The following is a 22,714-nucleotide window of genomic DNA, read 5'->3' as shown; positions in this document are numbered from 1 at the left end:
CTCCCTGCCGTCACGAGGTCGGCTGGCTCGGCCACGGCCGCGCCCTGTGCACAACGAGGTGGCGGGCCCGCCGGTACGCACGCCAGCCCCGGGTGCGCAACCGCTCGCCGCCCCAGGCCAACGGCCAGCCGGTGCCGTCGAGCAGAGCCCCGATCCCGGCGACGCCGGTATCCCGCTCGATCAGCACCCGGGCGATGGCGAAGACATCATCGTTCGGGTGGCTCAGCGCGTTCTTGACTCCGCAGGCGGAGGAGTAGCCGGCAGCCCGCACCGCGGTCCGCACGGCGCGGCTGTGGTAGCCGTACGGATAGGCGAACGAACGGACCGACGTGCCCATCCCGTCCTCCAGCACCTGTCGGCTCCCTGCCGCCTCCTGGTGCAGCTCGGTCTGGCGTAGACAGTCGAGCGCGCGGTGGCTCCTGCTGTGCGAACCGATCTCCACCCCGTGCGAGTGCAGCTCACGGAGTTGGTCCCAGTCGAGTGACGGGTCAGGCGACGGCACCACGCCCACCCGCGCGGCGATGACGTACGCGGTCGCCGTGAGCTGGTGCCGGCGCAGCACCGGCAAGGCGGTTTCGGCGAGGTCGGGGAAGCCGTCGTCGAAGGTGATCAGCACTGGTCGTGGTGGCAGCGGCGCCAGCCCGCGCAGTACGGCCGCGTAGCCGCTCACCGTCATCGGCGTGCGCCCGCGCTCCCGGACCAGCGCCATCTGCTCGTCGAAGTCGCCCCGCGACACGGACCAGCGCAGCGTGTTGTCTCGGCGTTCGTCGCCGACGCTGTGGTAGCAGAGGACGGGAACGACCGTCTTCGGTGAATGGTTCACCTGCGGCTCCTTCCGGATCGGGCCGCGGCGGCGGCGTAGTAGACCGGCCCGAGCGCCAGCCCGCAGAGCTCGAGGGCGGTCAGCGAGGCCGGATAGTCCTCCTGCTTCTGGTTGTTCTTCGCCGACCGCGGCCGCAGGGCGTAGGCGACGCCGCGGGGCAGCCGCTCCAGCAGCTCGCGTCGGGCGGAGGGGTCGCTCGCCAGGCATTTCGTGAGCACGGCACCGAGGCCGACTCCGTACTGGTACATGGTCCGCCGCAGCGCCCGCAGCTCACGTCGGTGCGTGTGCCAGGCGATGGCCCCCGGCTCGTAGGCCAGCGTGTGTCCGGCGAGCACCGTGCGCAGCAGCAGGTCGATGTCCTCCCCGCTGCGCAGCCGCGGATCGAAGCCGCCCAGCCGGCGCAGCGCGTCGGTGCGGAACGCCATGCTGGCGCCGGAGCCGTATGATCCGGGCAGGTACGGGTGAAGCGACCGCGGTGGCAGTTCGACATGGCGCGCGCCCCCCACCTCAAGCGTGACGACCCCGGCCCGGTCGAACCTCCGCCGCTGGCAGCCCTTGCCGTAACCGCCGTACTGCTCCAGCCAGATCTGTGGCGGCGTGTCGAGTTCCCGGGCGAGGATCTGCCCGGTCACCCCGGTCACGTCAGCGTCGGTGAAGCCGTCGACGAGGCCGCGCAGCCACGCCGGGTCGAGGATGAGGTCGTCGTCGGCGAACGCGACGATCGCGCCCTTCGCCTCGGCCAGCCCCCGGTTGCGGGCAGGCGCCACACCGCGCCGCGTTTCGATCGTGTAGCGGAGCCGGGGATCGTCGGCGGCGCGACTGGCGATGATCCGTGCCGTATCGGTTACCTGCTGCGCGTTGTCCACGACGATGATCTCGTAGTGGGGGTAGTCGAGCGCGGCGAGCGAGTCGAGGGCGGACTCGAAGAGCGGCGTGCGTCCACACGTGGGCACGACCACGCTGACGAACGGGGCGTGGTCGTCCGCTGCCTGACGGGAACGGCACGACCCGGCGCCGGCGGGTGCGGCCGCCTCGGTGGAGTGCGCCGACCCGGTGCCGCCACTCTTCCCGGCTGGGCTGGGGCCGAGCGTGGTCAGGCCGTCGTGTCGCAGGTGCGCGTCGATCGCCGTGGAGAGGCGGTCCCGGATCGCGGCGGTGAGCGCCGACGCGGCCAGCCCGCCGGCCGGCAGCGCGACGTTGACCAGCCCGAGCGGCTGCCCGTGCAGCCGGACCAGGACCTGCGCTGCCGCGTACCGGGTGCCGTCCGGCCCGCCCGTGTCAGGCACGTCGGGCACTCCCTCGGCGAGCTCGACGGTGAGTACCCGTACTGGCGCCGGACCGACCCGGCGCCGGGACACCGGCTTGCCGACCGCCTGAGAGGTGCGCAGTGCATGGGCTGAGAGGTAGCCGGCGGCGGTCACCAGCAGTCCGGCGACGATCGCGCCGGACCGCAGCAGCCCGGCGCGGTCGCCGGTACGGACCTGGCGTAGGCCGCGGCGCACCCCGGCGGGCAGGGTGCGGCGGGTGTACGTGCGCTCGGTGGCGAGGCCGGCGTCGCTGCCGACCAGCCGAGCGACGATCGCCTTGGACCGCCCCTCTGAGAAGCAGCGCTGCCGGAAGTAGCGCCACGTAGCCCGGTCCACGGTCACCCGGTGCCGGACCAGGGCCGCGGGGTCGTAGAGCACCACGCCGTCCGGTTCGAGCTGCCGGATTCGGATGCAGAGTTCCGTCTCCTCGCAGCCGACCGGCGTACGACCGACCCGGCCGAGCGCCGGGTCGAAGCCGGCGGTGCGCTCCAGGACCGACCGGCGGAAGGACATGTTGCAGCCGATGACGTTTCGCACCGGGGCGACCTCTGTGGGCTGGCCGGTGAAGCTGCACCCGACCACCCAGTCGAACTCGGGGGGCAGCCAGCGCGGCCGTTCCTCCTCCCAGGCCGGTACGGCGTGGCCGCCGACCGCGAGTACCCGCTCGTCCCGGTAGTGCGGCAGCAGCCGGGCCAGCCAGTCGGGCTCCGCCTCGGCGTCGTCGTCGAGGAAGGCGACGATCTCGCCGGTCGCCCGGGCCAGCCCGGTGTTGCGGGCGGCCGAGAGACCGCGCGGGCCGGTGCTCGGTACGACGGTCAGCTCGGGGAACGTGGCGAGCACCCGCTCCAGCAGCGCCGGGTTGTGGTCGACGACCACGACGACCTGTGCCGCCGGCACGTTCTGCGACAGCACGGAGCGGACCGCCCGGACGATCTGTGGCCACCGCCGCTCGGTGTAGACGCAGACGACCACGGTCACCGTCGGGGCCGAGCCGGGCCCGGCCGGCGCCGCCGAATCGAGGACGGCGACCGGCTCAGACGCCGGCGAGGACGCGTTCGACGTTGCGGCGGATCCACCGTGGATCGTCATGGTCACCTTCCGAGTCGATGAAGAGCAGGATGTGGCGTAGCCAGTAGAGGAGCAGGGCGGGTCGGGGCGGGATGCCGTCCAGCCAGTCGGCGGCCTCGTCGGCAGGTACGTCGAGCGCCTGGTCGATCCCGTTCTGTAGCGCCTGGACGACGATCTCGCCGAGTTCGTCACCGCGGGCCAGCCGACGGGCGAGGACGTGCAGGTGCAGCAGGTCGTGCAGGGGGAGTTGGCGGGCCGAGGCCTTGTCCCAGTCGACGATCCCGGTCACGTGGCCGTCCGGCGAGGTGGCCAGCAGGTTGCCGGGCCAGAAGTCGCCGTGGATCCAGGAGGTGTGCACGGTGCGGCCGACGAGGGCGACGACGAGTTCCTCCCGTAGTCGCCAGACCGTGTCCAGGAACCGGCCACGTCGCGGGTGGGTGGCGGCGAACGCCCTCAGCCGCCGGAGCGGAACGTCCACCCATTCCTCCAGGGCGGCCCGGTCGAGCAGGGTCCGTTCCTGGGTACGCTGGTGGAGGTCGCGGATGACCCGGCTGGCGGAGGCGAGCAGCGTGGCCCGCCGGCTACGCCGCAGCATCATCCCGCTTGCCGGAGCGCCCCACAACGCCTGCTCCACGCAGTAGTAGCGCCCCTCGACCTCGCCTTGCGCCATGCAGTAGGGCAGGAGCGGGCGCAGGCCGGGCAGGCGCGGGTTCGTCCACAGTTGGTCGAGCACCTCGGCCTGGCGCCACAGCCCCTCGGTGGCCTGCTGTGCCCAGGGCACCTTGACCATGTAGCACCCGTCGGCCCCGCGACCCCGTACCGTGGCCACCGCTACCGAGGTACTGGTGAAGGCGACGGACTCGGTCTGCCACCGTGTGGGGTCGGTGGCGGTCGCCCGGGCGACCAGGCGAGGTGCGACGGTGGCGGTCCAGCTCCGCTCGGGCCGGTGCAGCCAGCAGGCGAGCCGGTCCCGCAGGACCGGCTGCGCCCACTGTACGGCGCCCCTCACCGTGCCGTCCGCTCGATGTAGTGCCGCCAGATCCGGCCGAGCGCGTCGGCGAGGACCAGTTCCGGCGCCCGGTCGGCGTCCACGCGCTCCAGGTGCGGGACTCGCCGTTGCAGCCGGTGGTATTGCTCGCGTTCCCGTTCGAGGTGCTCCGGGTCGTACTCCCCGGACCGGCCGTACATGACCGATCCCGGGACGTCCAGCAGCAGCACCACGTCGGGTGCCGGGCAGAGTCGGCTCAGCAGCTGGAAGTACGGCCGCTTGAGCCAGACCAGCGGCCCGCGCGGCAGCAGCAGGGCGTCGTAGACGTAGCGGTCGAAGACCACCATCCGGCCCAGCGCCCGGTGGCGCACCGCCGCCAGGTAGCGACGCCACACGGTGAACGGGCGCAGCAGAATGCGTAGGCCCTGTTCAGCAGTGCTGCGCGGCGCCTCGTTCGACGGCCAGAGCCCCATGTAGACGCGGCGTACCGGAAAGTAGAATGCCGACTCGATGCCCTGGGCAAGGGTGGACTTACCCGATCCGTCGGGACCGATCAGGGCGACGTCGACACCCCGACGGCTCCAGGCCTGCAGCGGCCGCTCGATCGAGCGCAGCGCGGCCGAGCCGACGAGACGGCGGGCCGCGCTGACCGGACGGGTCCACCAACAGGCGGCGAGCAACTGCCGACGTACGGCCGGCAGCGCTGCCGGGCGACCGGCCCGCCAGTACGCCAGCAGCATCCGGGCCGCCCGGGCCGGCAGCGCCCGGGCGACTGGACCGTCGAGCGCGGCGTGGTCCTCGAGTTGTCGCAGGCGACGTAGGTGGTGGTCGCCGGTCCTGCCCTTGTCGAGCACGCAGTGCAGCAGCAGGGCCCAGAACTCGTCCCCAGGCGCGAGTACCCACACGCCGTCCTGGCGCGCACGCCGGCCCAGGCACTGGTCGGCCGCGAGTGTGCGCACCTCGAAGTGACGGCCGTAGGCGAGCTCCGTGACCAGGTCGAGTTCGACCCACGAGCTGCTGGTCGGGTCGAGCCCGAGGAAGAACCGGTGACTGCCCCGGCCGTGACCGGCCAGGTGGATCAGGCCGTGGGCCTGCGTCACGGCTACGGCCCGCTCGAGATCGGCCGGCGCGACCAGGAGGTCCAGGTCCCCGGGGGCGATGAGCGCCTCCGGACCGCCGCGCAGCAGGCACCAGCGCACGCCGGCCTCGTCGAGGCCGGCCAGCACCGCCCGGGCGAGCCCGTGCGCGGCCGTCGCCGGTTCCGTCGGCCGTGGCGGTTCCGGGTGGTCCGTCACCGTGGTCGTCGGCGCGGTGGTGTCGTCGCCTCTCATCGTGTCTCCGGACGCTGCGTGGTTACGTCGGGCAGGCGGAGGCACAGGCCCATCGGTACGGCGGGCGCCGTCCTGGCGGAGGCGATGGCCGACGCGTGCCCCAGTTCGTTCATCGAGTACTGGGTGTGGGTGACGCCCGCGGCGAGTGCGGGTCGGGTCCGGCCCGGCCAGCGAGGCGGTGTACGGCTCATGCACTACTCCCGCGACCGGAGCGCCAGGATCCGCCGTACGCCGCCGCGAGCGCGTTCGACCAGCGGGGTGATCGGCACCCGTTCCATCCGGTAGCAGGCGTAGTCCTGGCTGACCGCGCCGAATCGGCTCTTGAACAGCTCCAACGAGGAGACCCGTGCCGAGTCGCCCATGTTGTAGGCCGTGCACCCGGCCTCGATCGCGTCCGCGATCGCCGTCTTGTGCAACAGGTAGTTGGCGTAGACCGGGCCGGCGAGCTTCTCCAGCATCGCGCCGCGCCAGTACATCGCCGTTCTTGTTCCGAGCAGCACGACGATCGCGGAGACCGGTCGTCCCTCGTGGTAAGCAACGTATGTCCGGCACCGGGAGCCGAGCATGGCCGCGACGGTCTGCACCTTCCGGTGCGGCTCCCGTCGGGCCGCCAGCCGCCGGGCGAGCGGCAGCGGGAGACCGTCCCGCCGCGCCCAGCGGTCGACGGACTCGCCGTAGAGCTGGTGGAAGACCGGGACCAGGCGGCCGGTGTCGTCACACTCGACGACGACGCCGGCCCGCTCCGCGCGGCGGACCCGGTTGCGGGTGTCGCTGCGGAACCGCTTGCGCCAGACCTCGTCGAAGCCGCCGTCGAGGAAGACCGTCTGGGTCATCCGCCGCTCGCGCAGCACGCTCGTCGGCACCACCGCCTCCCACGTCGCGGCCGCTGCCGGGTCGGGGCGGACCAGGGTGCTCAGCACGTGCCGCTGCGCTAGGTCGGCGATCACCATGCGGACGTCCTCCGGGCGGAGCTCTCCGCCTTCGCAGACCAGTCCGCCCGGTCCCCAGCCGACGGGGAGTCCGAAGTCCGCCGCGAGGAGCGAACCGAGCCGCGGGCGTCGTACGAGCGGCAGGACGAGGCGCCTTCCGTCGACGGTTTCATAGAGCCGCGAGACGTCCTCGTAGCCGGTGACCGTGCACACGCAGCGGAGCCAGGTCGGCGTCTGACTGGGCAGGGCGTTCGGCGCGGAGGCGAGCACCTGCTCCCACACGTCGACCGGAACCGGACTCGTCACCCGCAGCGGTCGCTGGTCGCCGGGTGTCGCCCCGAGGCGGCGCTTGAGGCTGGCCCCGGCGCTCACGACGAGCCCAGCGGGATGTCGGCGTGCCAGTAGCGCTGGGTGGAGTCGTTGCTGGCCAGGACCACCATGCCGGTGGCGCTGGTGACGCTCTGCTTGGTGGTCGTCGCATTGTTCATGTTGGGCGAGAGGGCGTCCCTGATCACCGGGGTACCGCGGCCGTCGGGGAAGGCGATGCTGGCCATCGGGGAGCTCTTCATGAAGATCGTTCCCGGGTAGCCGGTGTAGGGACACCCGCTGTCCGGGGCGGTCATGAAGACGTACAGCGTCTGATGTTCGGAGTCGAGCAGCAGGACTGGCCGGGTGTGGCAGTCCTTGATCCGCGCGACCCGGTAGCTGGACCACTCACCGGTCGACGGGTCCCGGGCGAGGAGCATGATCAAGGGTGCCGAGGTCGTTGCGCCGGCGTCGTCGAGACTGGTCTTGATGACCGCGAAGACCCGTCCGGCGCCGTCGTCCTGCAGCGTCCTGAGGTTGATGTGGTCGTCGGCGTTGTTCGGGCCCTGGATCGCCGTACGGGTGACGGCCCAGGTGGCACGCGACGCACCGTCGATGTGCTCGGCGAAGTACATCGCGGACTTCGGCTGGTGGCTCCACATCACGCCGGTCCGGGTGCCGAAGGTCACCACCGACGAGATGTCGTCGCTGTCCAGGGCGGTGGCGGCGGTGACCGGGAGCACGAACGGGGTGCCCCAGACCGCGTCCCCGCCCGTCGTGTTGTTCACGTAGACCGTCGAGCCCTGCGTCCAGGTCGCCCAGAGCATGCCCGTCGAGTCCTTGTCGATGGTGAGGGTCTCGCTGGAGTAGTTGCTGATCTGCGCGGGGAAGCCGGTGTCGCGGCTGTAGCTCTTCGTCGCCGCGCTGTAGCTGAACCGGTAGAGCCGGGCCGGGTTGCCGGCGGCCGCGTCCGCCGAGGAACTGGCCCGGACGTGCGAGGAGACGTAGAGCCGGGTGCCGTCCCACAGCGCGTCGGAGCGGGTTTTCGGACGGTTGTCGACCATGGTTCCGGTGTCGACCCACTGCTGGGTGGAGCGGTCCAGCCGGAAGATGTGGTGGGTCTGGCTGCTGGTGTGGAAGAGCACCGCCCACCAGGCGCCGTCGTTCCACCACAGCTTGCTCTCCGGCTTCTCACCGGTCGCAGCCGAACCGTCGCCCGAGGTGGACGGACCGACGTAGCCGATGTCGCCGGTGGCCGCCCTGGCCGGGGTGGCGGGCTTGCCGGGCAGGGGTGCGGCGCCGAGCAGCACGCCCAGCAGCAGGGCGAGAGCGTAGACGCCGCGCGCCACCCGGGCAACCTGCAGGGAATGCGTCCTCATTGGGGCACCTCGCTCAGCGTCGGGCTGGTCGACTCGGCGGCAGAGGGCTGCCACCGCTGCAGCACGCGGTGGTCGATCGGGTCCACCACCGGTCGAGGGCGCCGTACGAACCGCTCCCGTAGCAGGGTCCGGAGCACCCGCTGACCGTCCCGGAAGGTGCGCAGGTTGGAGATGCCGCAGCGGCGGGGGTGTTCGTTGCTCGGCACCTCGGCGATGCGCAGGTTCGCCTTCAGCGCGTGGACCACGAGCTCGGTCTCGATCTCGAAGCCGTGCGCGGTCAGGGCGAGCGCCGGCAGGCAGTCGCGGCGGAATGACACGAAGCCGTAGCACAGGTCGGTGAAGCGGACGAGGAAGAGGCTGTTCGTCAACCGCACCAGCACCGAGTTGCCGCTCCGGCGCAGCGGAGTCAGGTCGGTCGATCCACCGCCGGCCAGGAACCGCGAGCCCTTGACGAAGTCGTAGCCGTTCATGAGCGGGGTGACATAGTGGTGGATCTCGTGGGGATCCATGCTGCCGTCGGCGTCGATCATCACGATCAGGTCGCCGGTGGCCGCAGCGAACGCCACCCGCGCCGCGTCACCCTTGCCCCGGCAGTTCTGCGTCAGCACCACGATGTCCGGCCGGATGGCGCGGGCGACCTCGACCGTACGGTCCGAGGAGTGCCCGTCGACGAGAACCACCTCGTCAACGATCGGCGGCATGCGCTCGAGCACCCACGCGATGTTCTTCTCCTCGTTGAGCGTCGGGATGACCACGCTCACGGTCTGCCGCTCGGGGCGAGCGTCGACCGCTTCGGTCTCGTCCGCGGGCCGTTCCCGCATCCGCAGGATGTGCACTGGCCGGTCACCGCTCTCGGGCGGTGCGGTGAGTGCCGACTCAGACAGCAGGCTGGGGACGTGCGTCCCAATGTCCCGGTTCAGGGTCACCAGAACCCCTCCCCGGCGCACCCCGTGAGGCCGTTTCGCGATGCGAAGTCGGTCTCCCCCGTGCCGCCGCCGGTGGCAATCCACGTGCTTCTCATCAGCTCCTCTTCCCCCGTCATATCCGAGCAGCGTCGGACATTTAGTACGGAACGTCCGAATTGTCCGGATTCGGCCGATTTGGGCCGTGATGAATAGGAGGCGAAGGTAACACTGCGCCAAAGCAAAAATGTCGGAACTACGCGAAGGTTGGGTCGATTCTGCGCGGCGTGGCAGGGGGGACTGGTCGCCTAGGCCGACCCAGTCGGATGATCGGCTGATGTCCTCTGTGGTGGTACCCGCCCCTCGGCCACGAGTGCGAGTACGTGCACGCGAAGCTTGCCAACGGGAAGCGCCCTGAGATGCGGCGCCCGTGAAGGTGCCAGCGATGCCCAGCCGACGATCGGGGGACGCTGGGCGATCAACGGTGCGTTGAGCGGGCAGGCAGCCCTGACCGCCAGCTCGAACTGTCCTGAATGCCGTCCTGACCTGCGGTTTTACCTTTTCCTGCCTAGGGTGCGCTGACGGTGCCCGCGGGATTCACACATGGCACCAAAACTGCACTGGACAGCCTTCAACGTAATTGAATATTGCCTGGTAAGGAAGCATTTGTAGGGCAGCACGGTAAGGGGACCGATAGCTATTGTGGCCTTTCTCGCGGCGGCCTAGCGGCAGGACTCAGCGTGCGGTGGCGCACTGCGGGTCGCGCCGCGGCAACCGTTCGGCCAGAAATGCCTCCCAGGTCCGTGACCCAGTGGCACCATCGAGGGTGAGGTTGGCGCCGGCCCGGTACGCCCGTCCGACCTTCCCGGGTAGCCGGACCTGCAGCAGCAGCCGGCGCTTGCCGACCGCCCGCAGGTAGCCGCGGATCAGCTCGTCCATTTCGTACACTCTCGGGCCGGCCAGGTCGGGCACCTGGCCGGCCGGCTCGCCGAGTGCCAGGTCGACCAGCCGGCCCGCGACGTCGCGGGCGTCGACCGGCTGGAACCGGAGCCCGCCCGGCGCCGGGACCACGGGCAGCTTGGCCATCTTCTCCGCCACGGCCAGCACGAGGTCGTGGAACTGAGCGGCGCGTAGCGCCGTCCACGGCAGACCGGACCCGGCGATCGTCCGCTCGGCATCGAGTTTGGACCGGAGCCAGGCGAGCGGCACCCGGTCGGCGCCGATGACCGAGATGTAGACCAGGTGCCGTACGCCGGCTCGCTGCGCGGCCCGGACCAGGTTGCGGGTCGCCTGGTCGTCGCCCTTCGGCCCGCCGGCCAGGTGCAGGACGGTCTCGGTACCGTGCACGGCGGAGTCGACGCCGTCGCCGCTGACCAGGTCGGCGGTGACATGCTCGACGCCGGGGCCGGACCGACCGCCACGGCGGCTGAGCACCCGTACCGAATGGCCGGCCTCGCGCAGCAGTGGGGTGACCAGGCGGCCGAGGGTGCCGGTGCCGCCCGTGACCAGGATGGGTGCGCTCATGTCGTCCTCCGTCTGGGATCCGCTAGGTTTCGGGGCTTCACCGCACTCGACCCGGCGCGGGCGGCGGATGTGACAGCAGTGACCGGGACCACACCGGGGCCTGCGCGGTCACATCGGCCGCCTCGCTGGGGTCGAGTGGGTGAGAGGTCCACAAGGAGGCGACATGGGCGAGGAAGTCTGGCTGGCCGAGCTGTTCGAGCAGCACCGGCCGCAGCTGCGGGCGGTGGCCTACCGGATGCTCGGCCCGTTGACCGAGGCCGAGGACGCGGTGCAGGAGACCTGGCTACGGCTCGCCCGGACCGACACCGACGAGGTGGACAACCTCGCCGCCTGGCTGACCACGGTGGTCCAGGGTCGCGCCCCGGCCCCCGATCCGGACCTGGCCCGCCAGCGCGAGGTCGTCAACGCGTTTCTCACCGCCGCCCGGGACGGCGACTTCGACGGGCTTGTCGCCGTGCTCCACCCGGACGTCGTGCTCCGCTCCGACGGCGGGGCCACCCGCGCCCGCCACACCACCGTGCTCACCGGTGCCTGGACCGTGGCCGCGCAGGCCACCACGTTCGGGCGGTTCTCCCCGTTCGCGCGCCCGGCGCTGGTCAACGGCGCTGCCGGCGTCCTGGTCAGCGCGGCGGGCCGCCCGCTGTCGGTCATGGCCTTCACCGTCACCGACGGGAGGATCGCCACCATCGACGTGATCGCCGACCCGGAGCGGCTACGCCAACTCGGCCTCGCCGGGCTGGACGACTGACCCCGGGCCAGCCTGCCGGGGCTCACCATTTTCCGGTGACCCCGCAGCCGTACCTGATCACGGCGGTGCCGGCTGGTTTCGACGCACGTCGGAACCAGCCGGCACCACGTCCAGCCGTGTTACCGCGGCTCCTTCTTGTGGAAGTTGCGGATGCACTGCTGCAGATCGACCGCGACCATCTGGCCCAGGTCGACATTCACGGGAGTCCGCTGCAGGACCGTGCCGTCCGGTCGCTCGCACGTCAGGATCCACGGCTCAGTGTAAAAGCCGGTCTGGTCCGGACGCACTCCGTCTGCCTGATATGGCGGCGCCGGCCGATACGAGGGGTTGACCGACCAGCGGAACTTGCCATTCGGCTCGGTGATGTCCAGGTCGGAGGTCAGGGTCGTGGGAAACCCGCTCGGCCGCGTCGTGCCGTCCGGCTGCGGGTAGGGCTGGGTGTACATGTCGAAGGACTTGGTGATCCGAAGCACCGCGTCCTTTGGTGCCTTGCCTTCGATGATCGCGTGCTGTGCCGGGTCGGCGGTGTTCTCCAACGCCTCGAACATCGCGAGCCGGTGGGCCGGGTAGGTGTCGACGACCTGGCTCTGGAACGTCCTCGGGACGCCACCATCGGGGCAGGTCTCGGCCGTGAACGCCAGACCCCGGGTCGCGAAGTAGGCCCAGTCGATCGCCTCACCGGTCGTCTCGTAGTCGTGAGCGGAATCGCGCGGGATGTAGTTCGGGCCATAGCGGGCGGCCATCCTGGTCGCCAGATCCTCGTACCGAGCCACATCCTGGGTGGGCCCGGCCGCGAGTTGCAGGGGCGGGTAGAGGACCACCTGGATGCACGTGTGCTGCGTGACGAAGGTGGTGGCCTGCCGGGTCGACAGCAGCCATTCGATGTTCCGCGCCTCCGGCTCGGACCATGGTGCCGTGCCGCCCGTCGAGATCGGCAGCCAACCGAACCCGTAGTTGCGGTTCATGTCGACGTTGGTGTCGGTCTGCCGGCGATTGCGCACGAACCCGTCCACGTTGACGACCGGCACAACTACGAGTCGGGCGCGGTTCAGCAGTGAAGAGACGTAGGGATCGCCGGAGGAAGCGCTGCGCACCAGGTCAACGGCGTACTCCATGACAAGTTCACCGCTGGGCCACTCGTTGCCATGGTGCATGCCGACCGTGACGAAGACCGGCTTGCCGTCGTTGGCCCGCACATCACGGGAGATCTCGATGCCGCGGACCACCCGGCCTGACGACGTCGGGTAGGGAAGGGTCAGTGGCTTGACCAGATCCGGGTGCTCATGCGCCAGGGCGTCCATGTCGTGCTCGTAGTCGGCCAGCGTTCGGTAGGTCGTGTTGCCGCTCGGCAGCGCCGACCCGACCGGCGCGGCGACCGTGGCGGCTGCGGCGGGGGCCACGAATCCCGTGCTGGCGAGGCAAGCCGCGGCTGCCACCGAGAGGGCTGCCCGCCAGGGGAGGCGGCTATCTTTGATCCACATTCGCAGTCATCCCTTTCATGCCGTTCTGTGGGCAAGGGCAGGAAAGATGGACCGGCTCACCTCCGTCCTCCAGACCGACATGCTCGATGCCATAGCCGGGATTCCTATCACGAGAGCAAGATCCAGTGACGGTACCGACACAGTCATAGGCGGTCAAGAGCGTGAATATGGCCGGGACCGGCCCGGCCGCGATCATCGCTGCCGTTGGCCAGTGGGGTCAGACCGGATTCCGGCTCAGCGGGCTGGGCGACGCGCACCCTTGAGGCGGCGGCCCAGCTCGCGGGCGATCTCCCGGTTGGCGTCCCGCTCGGCGATGGCCTGCCGCTTGTCGTACGACTTCTTGCCCCGGGCCAGTGCCAGCTCGACCTTGGCCCAACCGTCGGAGAAGTACATCGACAGCGGCACCAGGGTTACGCCGCCCTCGCGCAGCTTCTCCAGGATCCGGGCGATCTCGATCCGGTGCAGCAGCAGCTTGCGGGTACGCCGCGGCTGGTGGTTGGTCCACGTGCCGTAGCCGTACTCGGCGATGTGCAGGCCGTACAGCATGATCTCGCCGTCGCGCTCCTGGGCGAACGCGTCGACCAGCGACGCCCGCCCCTCGCGCAGCGACTTCACCTCGGTGCCGGCCAGCACGATGCCGGCCTCGTACGTCTTGAGGATGGTGTAGTCGTGCCGCGCCTTCTTGTTGGAGGCGATCAGCTTCCGCCCGTTCTCCCTGGCCACGCCCACCTCCCGTTCGTCAACCCGAGCAGGATACCCGCGACCGAAGCCGGTCCGGCCGGGCTCGAACATCGCCTGGCCCGACCGGCGACGGGTGGCGCATTGCTGTTCGACAATGGCGTGGTGAGTGACATCGCGCTCTACCACCCGTACGTCGACTTTCGGGACGAGGCGTGGCTGAAGGGCGCCGTTCTCTACTGGCCGAAGATCGCCCGGATGGTCCCCGACACCACTGGACCAGTGGCGACTCCGAGACGGTGCGGCAGTTCCGGGACGAGCTTGATTGCATCGTCGACGTACGTCTTCGGCAGCGAGACTACGGCGGCCCGCTCGATCGGGTCGAGGGACTCTTCTTCCAGTTCCTCGATCTGCACCTGGAGGAACTGCTTCCCCGGTACGGCGTTCGACTTGGGATTGATCCGATCACCGAACGCGGGGCGAACACCGGGCGGTTCGAGCCGCGTGACCCCCGCCTGATGTCGGTGCTGCCCGGCAAGGTGTTGTGGTCGCTGGCGGCCCAGCTGGCCGACGACGGTCTGCTGGTCCCGCTCGAGCACGTGCGTGACGACGGCCGGCGCGAGCGGCTTCCTTATCTGGGGCTGCACCGGGACCTCGCGATGCTCTACCTCGCGGTGCTCGCGGACACCGTGGCGCGGGAAAACCGGATGGCGACCGTCACCGACCTGCCGGTGGCCCTGGCGACGACCGGCGGCTGGACCACCGACTCGATGGCCGCCGCGCTGCTGGGCCACCCGGAACCGGCCCCGGTCGCGGACCCCGTGCCCGCCCAGTCCTTCGCCGTCCTGGCGCTGGCGGTCGCCGTGCCGGGAAACCTGCGTGACGTGCCGGTGTGTCGGATCGTCGAGGCCCGGCGCCACCTCCAACCGGAGCTGCTCGCCTATCGCGCCTACCTCGATTCACTGGCGCCCGCCCTCGCCGAGCTGGGTTCGGTGCCGGACCCGGCGGTCCGGTCGGCGCATCTGCGGACGATGGTCGAGCGGGAGATCGTGGACCGGATCGACGCCACCGGCCGGCAGTTGTCGAAGCTCGGCCTGGAGCCGGTTCGCGCGCTGCTCACCACCCAGACGCTGGTCCCGCCGGCGGCCCTCGCCATGCTCGGCGGTGCACTGGACCTTCCCCCGGTGGTGACCGGATCGGGGGCGGTGGCGGCCACCGTCGTGAGTGCGACGGCCGCCATGCTCGGCAGCCGGAACCAGCTCCGGCAGGCCCACCCGACCGGCTACCTGCTGGGACTGCGCCGAGAGCTCGGGGCCAGCCAAGCGGTGGCCGCGGTGCGGGCCCCGTATCGCCGGGCGGCGGGGACGGACCGCCGCGGGTGACGGGCGGCGTCGACGCGACCCGCCGGTGCCCCCGCCGTCACACCTCGTATCCTTTCCGCCGGAAGGCCCGCATAAGTCGAAGGGAGTCGGTGTGAGCGACCGGGTCGAGACGTTGGAGTTCCAGGCCGAGGCCCGTCAGCTTCTCCAGCTGATGGTTCACTCGATCTACTCGAACAAGGACGTCTTCCTGCGCGAACTGATCTCGAACGCGTCCGACGCGCTGGACAAGCTGCGGCTGGAGTCGCTGGTCGACAAGGATCTCACGGTCGACACCTCCGACCTGCACATCGAGATCGAGGTCGACAAGGAGGCCCGTACGCTGACCGTGCGGGACAACGGCATCGGCATGTCCCGCGACGAGGTGGTCGCGCTGATCGGCACGATCGCCAAGTCCGGCACCGCAGAGCTGCTGCGCAAGCTGCGCGAGTCGAAGGACGCCGCCGCCTCCCAGGAGCTGATCGGCCAGTTCGGCGTCGGCTTCTACGCCACCTTCATGGTGGCCGACAAGGTGGCTCTGCTGACCCGCCGCGCCGGGCAGAGCGGTGGCACCCGCTGGGAGTCCACCGGCGAGGGCACCTACTCGGTGGAGGCGGTGGACGAGGCACCCCAGGGCACCTCGGTCACCCTGCATCTCAAGCCCGTCGACGCCGAGGACAACCTGCACGACTACACCGCCGAGTGGACGATCCGGGAGATCGTCAAGCGATACTCCGACTTCATCGCCTGGCCGATCCGGATGACCGTCGAACGGTCGGGCGAGGACGACGCCACCACCCGCGAGGAGCAGACGCTCAACTCGATGAAGGCGCTCTGGGCCCGCTCCCGTGACGAGGTCGACGAGGCCGAGTACAAGGAGTTCTACCGGCACGTGGCGCACGACTGGGCCGACCCGCTCGAGACCATCCACATGCGGGGCGAGGGCACCTTCGAGTACGAGGCCCTGCTGTTCCTGCCGTCGCACGCCCCGCTCGATCTCTTCTCCCCGCAGGGGCGTCGCGGGGTGCAGCTCTATGTCAAGCGCGTGTTCATCATGGACGACTGCGACGCGCTGATGCCCAACTACCTGCGCTTCGTCAAGGGCGTGGTGGACGCGCACGACCTGTCGCTGAACATCTCCCGGGAGATCCTCCAGCAGGACCGGCAGATCCGTGCCGTGCGTCGCCGCCTGGTCAAGAAGGTCCTCGCCACCCTCAAGGAGATGTCGGCCGAGTCGTACCGCACCTTCTGGTCCGAGTTTGGCGCGGTGGTCAAGGAGGGGCTGCTCGAGGACCCGGACAACACCGAGGCCCTGCTCGACCTGGTCCGCGCCGCCTCCACCCACGACCCGGCCGAGCTGACCACCCTGCGCGACTACGTCGAGCGGATGAAGGACGGCCAGACGGAGATCTACTACGCCACCGGCGAGTCCCGGGCCACCATCGAGAACTCCCCGCACCTGGAGGCGTTCCGGGCCAAAGGCTACGAGGTGCTGATCCTCACCGACCCGGTCGACGAGGTCTGGGTCGAGCGGGTCGGCCAGTACGACGGGAAGACCCTCCGCTCGGTGGCCAAGGGCCAGGTCGACCTGGAGACCGACGAGGACAAGGAGAAGGCCGAGGCCGAGCGCGAGGAGTACGCCGACCTGCTCACCTGGATGAGCGGCGCGCTCGCCGACAGCGTCAAGGAGGTCCGGCTCTCCTCCCGGCTCACCACCTCGCCGGCCTGCGTGGTCGGCGACGCGCACGACATGACGCCGACGCTGGAGAAGATGTATCGGGCGATGGGGCAGGAGGTGCCGCAGGTCAAGCGGATCCTCGAACTCAACCCGGCCCACCCGCTGGTCACCGGGCTGCGCAAGGCGCACGAGCAGGGCGGCGAGGCCACCGCCCTGACCGAGACCGCCGAGCTGCTGTATGGCATGGCGCTGCTCGCCGAGGGCGGGGAACTGGCCGACCCGTCCCGGTTCACCCGCATCCTCGCCGACCGGCTCGCCCGCACGCTGTAGAGCCGTTCTTCCGCCCGCCGCGGCAGTCACGCCGCGGCGGGCGGCAGTGAGTCACCTGCGGGGGGCTCAGGCCTGCCCACCGCCTGCTGCAGGTCGCTGAAGTCGCCCGGGTTGCGGATCAGGTCGACGCGGCGCGTTCGGCGGCGACCAGTTCGCGGACCGCGGGCGCAACCTCCTGGGCGAAGAGCCGGATCGCGGTGGGGTCGTCGGCGCCGAGGATGAACGCGGAGATGCCGTGGTCCAGGGTGAGTCCGGCCAGTTCCTCCACCCACTGCTCCGGGGGCCCGGCCAGGAAGCCGGAGGAGGACCGGGCGAACCGGCCGGAGACGTTGAGCAGCCGCCGCACCGAGCGCGGCTCCCGTCCGGCCGCCTCGGCGCTCTCGTCGATCAGCGCGTTCATCCCCGACAGCTCGGCCGGCCCGTTCGGCAGGTAGGACAGCGACGGCAGCCAGCCGTCCGCCGCCCGCCCGACCAGCCGCAGCATCCGCGGCTTGTACGCGCCCACCCAGATTCCCACCGGGTGTGCCGGCGCCGGACCGCGCTTCGCCCCGACCACCCGGTAGTGCTCACCCTCGACCCGGACCATGTCGCGCCGCTCGGTGTCCCAGGCCTCCCGGATCACCTGGATCGCCTCGTCGAGGGCGTCCACCGCCTGCCCGGGGCTCAGCCGTCGCCCGCCGACCGCCTCGATCGCCTCCCAGAACGCGCCGGCCCCGAGGCCCAGCTCGACCCGGCCGCCGGTGAGCAGGTCCAGGCTGGCCACGCTGCGCGCCAGCACCACCGGCTGGCGCAGGGGCAGGTTGAGCACGTTTCCGGCCAGCCGGATTCGGCTGGTCGCCGCGGCCACGAACGACATGAGCGTCCAGGTGTCCAGGAAGCCTGGCTGGTACGGGTGGTCCTGGAAGGTGACCAGGTCCAGGTTGACCTGTTCGCAGAGCTTGGCGAGCGCCACCACCTGTTCGAACTGGTCGGCGGCGGGGGTGATGAAGCCGCCGAAGGCCAACTCGTGTCCGTAGTCAGTCATGTCTCTCCGCCTGCATATTCCTGGGCCCGGCGGCCCTGCCGGACCTCGCCACCGTAGTCCGTGCCGGGATGACGCGCCCGCCGCTCCCGGAACCGCAAGGTTTGTTCACGATGTGCCTAACTCAGTGGTATCGATGAATGTCTGACCGGCATAGGGTGCTGGTGAACGGCCTCAGCGTTCCTCCGGAAGGAGTGACCCGTGATCCGCCACCGCCCCCTCGGCCTCGCCCTCCTCGTCGCGGTCACCGCCCTGGGCGCGCCCGCCCCGGCCACCGCCGCCGGCTACCCGTACCAGGACCCGACGCTGCCGGTCGCCACCCGCGTCGCCGACCTGCTCTCCCGGATGACCCTGGACGAGAAGATCGGCCAGATGACCCAGGCCGAGCGGGGCTCGGTCACGGCGAGCGACATCACCGCGTACCGGCTCGGTTCGGTGCTCTCCGGCGGCGGATCCGCGCCCACGCCCAACACCGCCACCGGTTGGGCGGACATGTACGACGGCTTCCAGCGCGGTGCCCTCGCCACCCCGCTGGCGATCCCGATGATCTACGGCGTTGACGCGGTGCACGGGCACAACAACGTGTACGGGGCGACGATCTTCCCGCACAACATCGGCCTGGGGGCGACCCGCGACCCGGCACTGGTGCAGCAGATCGGCCAGGCCGTGGCCGAGGAGGTCGCTGGCACCGGCGTCGACTGGGATTTCGCGCCCTGCCTCTGCGTCGCCCGCAACGACCGCTGGGGTCGTACCTACGAGTCGTTCGGTGAGACCCCCGATCTGCCGTCGAGCATGTCCACCCTGGTCACCGGCCTGCAGGGCAGCACGCTCGGTGGGGCCACCTCGGTGCTCGCCACCGCCAAGCACTACGTGGGCGACGGCGGCACCACCGGCGGGGTGGACCAGGGCAACACCCAGCTCAGCGAGGCCGACCTGCGGGCCGTCCACCTGCCCCCATTCCAGGCGGCGGTGCAGCGTGGCGTCGGCGCGGTGATGATCTCCTACAGCAGCTGGAACGGCGTGAAGATGCACGGCAACCAGTACCTGATCACGACCGTCCTCAAGGGAGAGCTGGGCTTCTCCGGCTTCGTCGTCTCCGACTGGAACGGCATCGACCAGATCGACGGCAAAGCCGGCTTCACCGCCGCCGAGGTCACCATGGCGATCAACGCCGGTATCGACATGGTCATGGTCCCCACCACCTGGAAGACCTTCATCAGCATGCTCCGCGCCGAGGTGCAGAACGGGCACGTGCCGATGAGCCGGATCGACGACGCCAACCGGCGGATCCTCACCAAGAAGTTCGAGCTCGGCCTCTTCGAGCGGCCGTACACCGACCGGAGCTGGACCCCGACGGTCGGCAGCGCCGCGCACCGGGCGCTCGCCCGGCAGGCCGTCCGCGAGTCCCAGGTGCTGCTGAAGAACTCCGGCGGCGTTCTGCCGCTGGCCCGGGACAACAACAAGATCTTCGTGGCCGGCAAGAACGCCGACAACATCGGCAACCAGAGCGGCGGGTGGACCATCTCCTGGCAGGGCTCGTCGGGCAACATCACCCCCGGCACAAGCATCCTCCAGGGCCTCCGTGCCGCGGTCGGTCCGACCACGACGGTCACCTACAACCAGCGCGGCACCGGCATCAACAGCAGCTACCGGGCCGCGATCGCGGTGGTCGGCGAGACACCGTACGCCGAGGGCCAGGGCGACCGCACCGGCGCCATGAGCCTGGACCGGGAGGACCTGCGCACCATCGCGACCCTGCGCAATGCCGGCGTACCCGTGATTGTGGTGCTGGTCTCCGGCCGGCCGCTGGACGTTGCCAGCGAGCTGCCGAACTGGACCGCGCTGCTCGCCGCCTGGCTTCCGGGCACCGAGGGTGCCGGCGTGGCCGACGTCCTCTTCGGCGGGTACGTGCCGACCGGAAAACTGCCGATGACCTGGATGAACTCCGCCAGCCAGCAGCCCATCAACGCCGGTGACGGCCAGCTTCCGCTCTTCCCGCAGGGCTTCGGCCTGACGTACTGAAGGGCGCTTGTAAGGCACCTGTGGACGTTACGCAACTCGTATGGTGCGGCCTTCGCTCGGCCGGGTGAAGAACTTCACAAGAAGTGGGCGATCGTCCGATTCCGTCCCTAACGTCGGCTGTGTTCGCGATCGCGGACACCACGGGCCGGTAACGCCTAATCCCGCCGCCGGCCCGTCGGTACCTGGACCTCAGGCGGGAGCGGGGGACCCACAAGTTCCTCGGTGCTCGACACCTCGGGGTGAAGCCGCCGTCCGGCGGCCGGGCTCCTCGGCCCGAACCCGACAGCTCACCTCGTCGGCGTGGAGGAAACCCACATGGCAACTGAATACGTCGCACGTAATCGACGACTCACCCAGCGTCGCGTCGTCGTCGGGGCGTTGGTCGTCGGCGCCGCCACCGGTGCCGCCGCCGTCCTCGGGCCAGCCGCCCCGGCCAGCGCGTCCAGCGTGAACTGGGACGCCGTCGCCCAGTGCGAGTCCGGCGGAAACTGGCACATCAACACCGGCAACGGCTACTACGGCGGTCTCCAGTTCTCGAAGAGCACCTGGAACGGCTACGGCGGCCAGAGGTACGCCAGCCGGGCCGACCTGGCCAGCCGCAGTGAGCAGATCGCCATCGCCGAGAAGGTCCTCGACGGGCAGGGCATCGGGGCCTGGCCGGTCTGCGGCAAGAAGGGCGGCTCGACGAAGCACTACTCGTCCACGTCGGAGTCCGCCAGCCAGAACTCGCCGAAGAAGGCGACCAGCAAGCGGGCGTCGCGGGACGAGCGACCGGCGACCCGCAGCTACCGGCGTACCGCGCCGAGCACAGGCGGCGCCGAAACCTACGTGGTCGAGCGCGGTGACACGCTGTCCGAGATCGCCCAGGAGCGGAGCCTCACCGGCGGCTGGCACGCGCTGTACGAGCGCAACAAGCAGGTGGTCGGCGACGACCCAGGCCTGATTTTCCCGGGCCAGCAGCTGAGCCTGCACTGACGCCCGCGAGCCGGGCGGCATCCGCCGCCCCGCGTCCCGCGCTGAACAAGGAGTGGCCACCCCGCCCGGGGTGGCCACTCCTTGCGTGAAACAGACCGTTAGGCGGCACCGGGCCGGGTCGGTGCCGGCGGGCGTGGTTGCTATGGTCACCATGCTCCGGAAAGACGTGAAGAAAGCGCGGCTATGACCAACGACCCGTTCACCGCGGCCGCGAGCCTCGATGAGCTGCTCACCAGGACCCAGCAGGCGCTGTCCTCGATGCGGTCCCGGGCCACCGAGCATGCTGACGTCGACCCGGAACAGTTGCTCCGCGCCGAGGGCAGCGCGGCCGACGGACGCGTGCGCGCTGTGGCCGTCCAGGGTGGTCGGATCCAGTCCGTCGTCGTCGAACCCGAGCTGGCCGAGGCAGGGTGGGCAGCGGTCTGCGGGCATGTCGTGGTGGCCGTCAACGCCGCCCTCGCCGACCTCGACGCCCAGGTCAATTCCTCGGCGCGGGCCGACGTCGACGCCCTGGCCGCGCGGCTCGGCGGGCTGCAGGAGCAGTCGGTACGGCAGATGGAACTGTTCAGCCGGGCGATGGAGGACGTGCTGGCCCGGCTCAACCGCAGCGGCGACGCGGGCACCCGGACCGGCCGCTCAGGCTGAGTGGGCACCCGACGTACGGCTGACGTGACCAGGCGGCCGACCACTTTCGTCTAGTGCGTAGAAAAGTAGTCACGAGAGCGACGAAAGCTATGGACAGGCTGACCGGAAGTCAGTAGGGTCAAGCGCTATCAATATGTTTCGTCGAGATGAACTACCGGCACAGTAGCTTCCGACTGTGGCCCTCCGGGCGGCGCAACCGGAGACCACGACCGGCCACGACCCGCCACCCCGGGTCAATGCCACCACGGCGACCGGGCGCGGCACGCGCCATGGGTCGACCGACATCCCCGACAAACCCCACCAGCTCAGAGACATCACCATGCCCGGCGAGCGGCGGATCCGGCCCGCTGACGACGTCGGGGTGGCCGACACACCACTTCGGACGACCGTGGCCCGCGGCCACGGCCGGTGATCCCGTGCGGCCTGGGAGGGGCCGGCGGGCTCCTGACCGCCAGGGCAGCTCTATCGATCGACCACACCGACGCACGCTCCGTCCGCTGCTTCCCGGACCGTGAAAGAGGAACCCATGAACCCACATCCACCGCAGAGGCGGCTCGGCCCGAGCCGGCTCCGGAGGACGGTGGCCGCCCTCGCCACGCTGGCGCTGCTGGCCACCGGCCTCTCCGCCGCGCCGGCGAGCGCGCGGCCGACCGACCCGGAACGCTCCGCGACGGCCGCTGCCCCGGCGCCGCTCCAGGCGCAGGTGCTGACCTGGACGGCGGGGGACAACTTCCTCGCCTACCGGTCGGCGCCCACCACCGCGGTCGCCGGGCCGGCCACCCTGGTCTTCGAGAACAGTGCCGCCACCGGCAACACCACCGGGATGCAGCACACCCTGACGTTCGAGACGGGCGACCCGCGGTACAACAGCGACGTCGACGTGAACATCCTGGCCGATCCGACAGACCGTAACGGGGGCCGCTGGACGGTCGACGTGGTGCTCTCCCCGGGCACCTACCGGTATTTCTGCGCCATTCCGGGCCACGGCGGGATGACCGGCCTGCTGGTCGTCAGCGGCGGCGGCTCGGACACCACGCCGCCGACCGTGACCGCCGCGGTGACCGGGGAGAAGGACGCCAACGGGGCGTACGTGGGCAGCGCGACGGTCACCCTGAACGCCTCCGACAGCGGCTCGGGCGTCGAGCGCGTCGAGTACGCCCTGGACGGCGGCACGTACGGCACCTACACGGCGCCGGTGACCGTGAACCAGCCGGGTCAGCA

At 70.6% G+C, this 22,714-nt stretch carries 20 protein-coding genes and 1 riboswitch; of the genes, 8 read left to right on the top strand and 12 right to left on the bottom strand.

Going from position 1 to position 22,714, the window contains the following annotated elements; all coding sequences use genetic code 11:
* Window positions 1-10: 10 nt before the first annotated feature.
* The 9 genes from ACNAW0_RS09315 to ACNAW0_RS09275 form a co-directional block, all read right to left on the bottom strand.
* On the bottom strand, window positions 11-823 hold the full coding sequence (locus ACNAW0_RS09315; RefSeq protein ID WP_416287325.1) for a polysaccharide deacetylase family protein: 813 nt from the start codon (window positions 821-823) through the stop codon (window positions 11-13).
* Entirely contained in the window at window positions 820-3,219 is a 2,400-nt protein-coding gene (locus tag ACNAW0_RS09310) for a glycosyltransferase family 2 protein (protein WP_416287412.1), read from the bottom strand. The genes ACNAW0_RS09315 and ACNAW0_RS09310 overlap by 4 nt, the downstream gene beginning before the upstream one ends.
* A complete protein-coding gene (locus ACNAW0_RS09305; protein ID WP_416287324.1) occupies window positions 3,164-4,207 on the bottom strand; it encodes a phosphotransferase family protein in 1,044 nt (347 codons plus the stop codon). The genes ACNAW0_RS09310 and ACNAW0_RS09305 overlap by 56 nt, the downstream gene beginning before the upstream one ends.
* Window positions 4,204-5,517, bottom strand: coding sequence for a hypothetical protein (locus ACNAW0_RS09300; protein ID WP_416287323.1), 1,314 nt, complete (start codon window positions 5,515-5,517; stop codon window positions 4,204-4,206). Before ACNAW0_RS09300 ends, ACNAW0_RS09305 begins: the two co-directional genes overlap by 4 nt.
* Entirely contained in the window at window positions 5,514-5,708 is a 195-nt protein-coding gene (locus ACNAW0_RS09295; RefSeq protein WP_416287322.1) for a hypothetical protein, read from the bottom strand. The genes ACNAW0_RS09300 and ACNAW0_RS09295 overlap by 4 nt, the downstream gene beginning before the upstream one ends.
* 3 nt (window positions 5,709-5,711) lie before the next feature.
* Window positions 5,712-6,818, bottom strand: coding sequence for a GNAT family N-acetyltransferase (locus ACNAW0_RS09290; protein ID WP_416287321.1), 1,107 nt, complete (start codon window positions 6,816-6,818; stop codon window positions 5,712-5,714).
* Window positions 6,815-8,131, bottom strand: coding sequence for a hypothetical protein (locus ACNAW0_RS09285; RefSeq protein ID WP_416287320.1), 1,317 nt, complete (start codon window positions 8,129-8,131; stop codon window positions 6,815-6,817). The genes ACNAW0_RS09290 and ACNAW0_RS09285 overlap by 4 nt, the downstream gene beginning before the upstream one ends.
* Window positions 8,128-9,057, bottom strand: a complete 930-nt coding sequence (locus ACNAW0_RS09280; RefSeq protein ID WP_416287319.1) for a glycosyltransferase family 2 protein — start codon at window positions 9,055-9,057, stop codon at window positions 8,128-8,130. The genes ACNAW0_RS09285 and ACNAW0_RS09280 overlap by 4 nt, the downstream gene beginning before the upstream one ends.
* A 711-nt stretch (window positions 9,058-9,768) precedes the next feature.
* The gene (locus ACNAW0_RS09275; protein WP_416287318.1) at window positions 9,769-10,557 is read right to left on the bottom strand and encodes an SDR family oxidoreductase; all 789 of its coding nucleotides are present in this window, start codon (window positions 10,555-10,557) and stop codon (window positions 9,769-9,771) included.
* 163 nt (window positions 10,558-10,720) lie between these two features.
* Here ACNAW0_RS09275 and ACNAW0_RS09270 point away from each other — a divergent pair, with 163 nt between their 5' ends.
* Window positions 10,721-11,305: a sigma factor gene (locus ACNAW0_RS09270; protein WP_416287317.1), complete on the top strand. Its 585-nt coding sequence runs from the start codon at window positions 10,721-10,723 to the stop codon at window positions 11,303-11,305.
* A 119-nt stretch (window positions 11,306-11,424) separates the two neighbouring features.
* Here the strand turns inward: ACNAW0_RS09270 and ACNAW0_RS09265 are convergent, their stop codons facing one another.
* Both ACNAW0_RS09265 and smpB read right to left on the bottom strand, forming a co-directional pair.
* The gene (locus ACNAW0_RS09265; protein ID WP_416287316.1) at window positions 11,425-12,705 is read right to left on the bottom strand and encodes a M14 family zinc carboxypeptidase; all 1,281 of its coding nucleotides are present in this window, start codon (window positions 12,703-12,705) and stop codon (window positions 11,425-11,427) included.
* A gap of 315 nt (window positions 12,706-13,020) precedes the next feature.
* Window positions 13,021-13,509, bottom strand: coding sequence for an SsrA-binding protein SmpB (gene smpB, locus ACNAW0_RS09260; protein WP_416287315.1), 489 nt, complete (start codon window positions 13,507-13,509; stop codon window positions 13,021-13,023).
* A gap of 254 nt (window positions 13,510-13,763) precedes the next feature.
* Here smpB and ACNAW0_RS09255 point away from each other — a divergent pair, with 254 nt between their 5' ends.
* Together ACNAW0_RS09255 and htpG are read left to right on the top strand one after the other, a co-directional pair.
* On the top strand, window positions 13,764-14,846 hold the full coding sequence (locus tag ACNAW0_RS09255) for a DUF6236 family protein (RefSeq protein WP_416287314.1): 1,083 nt from the start codon (window positions 13,764-13,766) through the stop codon (window positions 14,844-14,846).
* Window positions 14,847-14,937: 91 nt separating this feature from the next.
* Entirely contained in the window at window positions 14,938-16,830 is a 1,893-nt protein-coding gene (gene htpG / locus ACNAW0_RS09250; protein WP_416287313.1) for a molecular chaperone HtpG, read from the top strand.
* Window positions 16,831-16,948: 118 nt separating this feature from the next.
* Here htpG and ACNAW0_RS09245 read toward each other — a convergent pair whose 3' ends face one another.
* Window positions 16,949-17,854 carry an LLM class flavin-dependent oxidoreductase gene (locus ACNAW0_RS09245; RefSeq protein ID WP_416287312.1) on the bottom strand — a complete coding sequence of 302 codons (906 nt, stop codon included), beginning with the start codon at window positions 17,852-17,854 and terminating at the stop codon, window positions 16,949-16,951.
* A 198-nt stretch (window positions 17,855-18,052) separates the two neighbouring features.
* Here ACNAW0_RS09245 and ACNAW0_RS09240 point away from each other — a divergent pair, with 198 nt between their 5' ends.
* From ACNAW0_RS09240 to ACNAW0_RS09220, 5 genes are all read left to right on the top strand, one after another.
* Window positions 18,053-19,873, top strand: a complete 1,821-nt coding sequence (locus ACNAW0_RS09240; protein ID WP_416287311.1) for a glycoside hydrolase family 3 protein — start codon at window positions 18,053-18,055, stop codon at window positions 19,871-19,873.
* Between the two features lie 142 nt (window positions 19,874-20,015).
* A riboswitch (cyclic di-AMP (ydaO/yuaA leader) is annotated at window positions 20,016-20,189 on the top strand.
* Window positions 20,189-20,848 (top strand): transglycosylase family protein, encoded by a 660-nt coding sequence (locus ACNAW0_RS09235; RefSeq protein ID WP_416287310.1) that lies wholly within the window; start codon window positions 20,189-20,191, stop codon window positions 20,846-20,848. It overlaps the preceding riboswitch by 1 nt.
* A 183-nt stretch (window positions 20,849-21,031) precedes the next feature.
* Window positions 21,032-21,493, top strand: coding sequence for a YbaB/EbfC family DNA-binding protein (locus tag ACNAW0_RS09230; protein ID WP_416287309.1), 462 nt, complete (start codon window positions 21,032-21,034; stop codon window positions 21,491-21,493).
* Window positions 21,494-21,668: 175 nt separating this feature from the next.
* Window positions 21,669-21,905 (top strand): hypothetical protein, encoded by a 237-nt coding sequence (locus ACNAW0_RS09225; RefSeq protein WP_416287308.1) that lies wholly within the window; start codon window positions 21,669-21,671, stop codon window positions 21,903-21,905.
* Between the two features lie 114 nt (window positions 21,906-22,019).
* Window positions 22,020-22,714 (top strand): cupredoxin domain-containing protein (locus ACNAW0_RS09220; RefSeq protein WP_416287307.1); only part of this gene is annotated, 695 nt, incomplete at its 3' end.

Source organism: Micromonospora sp. SL1-18 (assembly GCF_047921505.1).
GTDB lineage: Bacteria > Actinomycetota > Actinomycetes > Mycobacteriales > Micromonosporaceae > Micromonospora.
Note: the sequence above shows the minus strand (reverse complement) of the source record. Positions and strands in the feature narration are given on the sequence as shown.

Bases quoted from the DNA above. Each gene is read 5' to 3' on its own strand.
- ACNAW0_RS09310 (WP_416287412.1), bottom strand. From the start codon at position 3,219: ATGACGATCCACGGTGGATCCGCCGCAACGTCGAACGCGTCCTCGCCG.
- ACNAW0_RS09300 (WP_416287323.1), bottom strand. From the start codon at position 5,517: ATGAGAGGCGACGACACCACCGCGCCGACGACCACGGTGACGGACCAC.
- ACNAW0_RS09295 (WP_416287322.1), bottom strand. From the start codon at position 5,708: ATGAGCCGTACACCGCCTCGCTGGCCGGGCCGGACCCGACCCGCACTC.
- ACNAW0_RS09285 (WP_416287320.1), bottom strand. From the start codon at position 8,131: ATGAGGACGCATTCCCTGCAGGTTGCCCGGGTGGCGCGCGGCGTCTAC.
- ACNAW0_RS09275 (WP_416287318.1), bottom strand. From the start codon at position 10,557: ATGAGCGCACCCATCCTGGTCACGGGCGGCACCGGCACCCTCGGCCGC.
- ACNAW0_RS09270 (WP_416287317.1), top strand. From the start codon at position 10,721: ATGGGCGAGGAAGTCTGGCTGGCCGAGCTGTTCGAGCAGCACCGGCCG.
- ACNAW0_RS09245 (WP_416287312.1), bottom strand. From the start codon at position 17,854: ATGACTGACTACGGACACGAGTTGGCCTTCGGCGGCTTCATCACCCCC.
- ACNAW0_RS09235 (WP_416287310.1), top strand. From the start codon at position 20,189: ATGGCAACTGAATACGTCGCACGTAATCGACGACTCACCCAGCGTCGC.
- ACNAW0_RS09230 (WP_416287309.1), top strand. From the start codon at position 21,032: ATGACCAACGACCCGTTCACCGCGGCCGCGAGCCTCGATGAGCTGCTC.